The 2,077-nt window shown below is 67.8% G+C and carries 3 protein-coding genes; 2 read left to right on the top strand and 1 reads right to left on the bottom strand.

The genetic code is table 11. The annotated features are described in order from the left end of the window. Position 1: 1 nt before the first annotated feature. Positions 2-904, top strand: a complete 903-nt coding sequence (locus ACFWF3_RS33580) for a condensation domain-containing protein (protein WP_379317993.1) — start codon at positions 2-4, stop codon at positions 902-904. 86 nt (positions 905-990) lie between these two features. On the opposite strand, the gene ACFWF3_RS33585 is transcribed toward ACFWF3_RS33580, so the two are convergent. Beyond that, entirely contained in the window at positions 991-1,845 is an 855-nt protein-coding gene (locus tag ACFWF3_RS33585; protein WP_379317995.1) for an NAD(P)-dependent oxidoreductase, read from the bottom strand. A 73-nt stretch (positions 1,846-1,918) separates the two neighbouring features. Here ACFWF3_RS33585 and ACFWF3_RS33590 point away from each other — a divergent pair. Next, the coding region (locus ACFWF3_RS33590) for a MerR family transcriptional regulator (protein ID WP_379317997.1) at positions 1,919-2,077 on the top strand (159 nt) is incomplete at its 3' end.

Raw genomic sequence — 2,077 nt, forward strand, 5'->3', positions numbered from 1 at the left:
GATGTGTATAAGAGACAGGCCCGAGTTCACCTCCTACCGGCAGTGGTCCGAGGCCATGTGGCAGCGTGCGTCCGCACCGGAAGTCCTGGCCCAGCGCGACTACTGGACCGCACAGGTCTGCGAGCCCGACGCCGCCCTCGGCTCCCGGCATCCCGCACCGGCCACCGACACCTGGTCGAGCCTGCGCGTCAGCACGGTCGCGACGCCGGTCGCGGTCACCGACCGACTCCTCGATCGTGTCGGCAAGGACGAGGGCGTCCGCGAGCTCCTGCTCACCGCCCTCACCATGACCATGGCCTCGCTGCACGCCGACAACGGAAACGACCCGGCCGCAGGTGCCTTGATCGCCATGGAGGGTCACGGCCGCGCCGACGCCACCCTCGACACCGACACGGCCAACACCCTCGGCTGGTTCACCAGCGTCTTCCCCGTCCGCCTCGGCGTCGGCGACAACGCGGTGGATATCGCACGCGCGCAAGCGGACCCGGCTGCCGCCCGTACTCTGCTCGACTCCGTCTCGACGCATCTGCGCGAAATCCCCAACCAGGGACTGGATTACGGTCTGCTGCGCTACGTCAACCGCGCGGCGGAACTCCGCTCCGCCGCCGAACCCCAGGTCGAATTCAACTACCTCGGCCGAATCGACCTCAGCGGCAACGAATCCGATCCCTGGTCGTTGCTCGTCGGTGAGCACGACCAAGCCCTACCTCTCGACCCTGAACCCGACCTTCCCCTGCGGTACGCGATCGACGTCATCGCGGGCATCGGCACCACCCCCGACGGGCCTGCCCTGACCACCAACTTCCGCTGGAGCGCGTCCCTGTTCACCGAAGACCAGGCCGCGCGCTTCGCTGAACTCTGGGAGCAGGCGATCACCACGCTCGCCGACGTGGTGCACGGGTAGGGCGCCGATCGCAGGGCGATGTCGATGCTGTGTGTCCGCATCGTCGTGTCTGGCATGCGGGCTACCTCTCGCTCACGCGGGGCAGGTCAGTCGCTGTGTGGCTTGGCGAACTCCTCGATCAGCACGGGATACTGTTCACCGCCGTGACCTGCGGCGATAGACCGATCTGCCAGGGCCTTGAACAACTTCGGCAGCTCGGCGTTGACGCCGAGCGCCTCGCACTCCTCGATCAGGTGCGCCATCGTTCGCGCGTCGGTCTCCAGGGCCGCCACCTCGGCGGGATAGGAACCACTGTCGATCTGCTCGGCGTAGCCGGGCAGCCAGGTGGCCACCCCGGTCGCCATCATCTGTGCGAACGGGGCGTACGTCGCGGCGTCGACACCGGCGGTCCGGAGCATGGCGGTGCCCTGGAGCCACGCGTTGAGGACGCTCCACATCATCGTCAGACCCGCCACGTCGTACAGGGAGGCCAGGCCGTGGTCGGCGCCGAGATAGGTGACGGTGCCGAGTGCTTCGAGGGTTTTCCGGTGTGCGTCGAAGTCGGCCTGTGGACCGCTGTGCAAAATCACCGCGTCGGGAGTTCCGATCGCCTGCGGGATGGCCATGATCGCGCCGTCGAGGTAGCGGGCGCCGCGCTGTTCGAACCAGCGGGCCGTTTCGCGGGCCTGGGCGGAGTCGCCCGAGGTGAGGTTGAGCAGGGTCGTGCCGTCGACATCGCTCGCGGCGAACAGATCGCGCACGGCCGGGTAGTCGGTGACGCAGACGATCGTGATCGCGCTCGCCCGCAGGGCGTCACCGATGGCCGGCGCGAGTCGCGCGCCCTCGGCCACCAGGCGGTCGGCCTTGGCGGGCGTCCGATTCCAGACGGTGGTGGGATGCCCGGCCGCGAGGAACGCGCCGGCGAGCGATCGACCCATGAGGCCGAGTCCGATGACAGTCACAGGTGTTTCGGTTGCGTTGTGCATGGCAGCATCATCAACGTTCATACCGGTATGAAGGTCAAGTGAGGTTGCGATGCGAATCGGCGAACTGAGTACCCGCACGGGCGTCAACGCCCACCAACTGCGCTACTACGAAGCCCAGGGCCTGATGGTCGCCGACCGCAGCCCGAACGGCTACCGCGAATACGACGACACCGCCCCGCTACGCGTGAAGCAGATCCGCCACCTGCTC

The organism is Nocardia sp. NPDC060220 (assembly GCF_042727815.1).
Lineage (GTDB): Bacteria > Actinomycetota > Actinomycetes > Mycobacteriales > Mycobacteriaceae > Nocardia.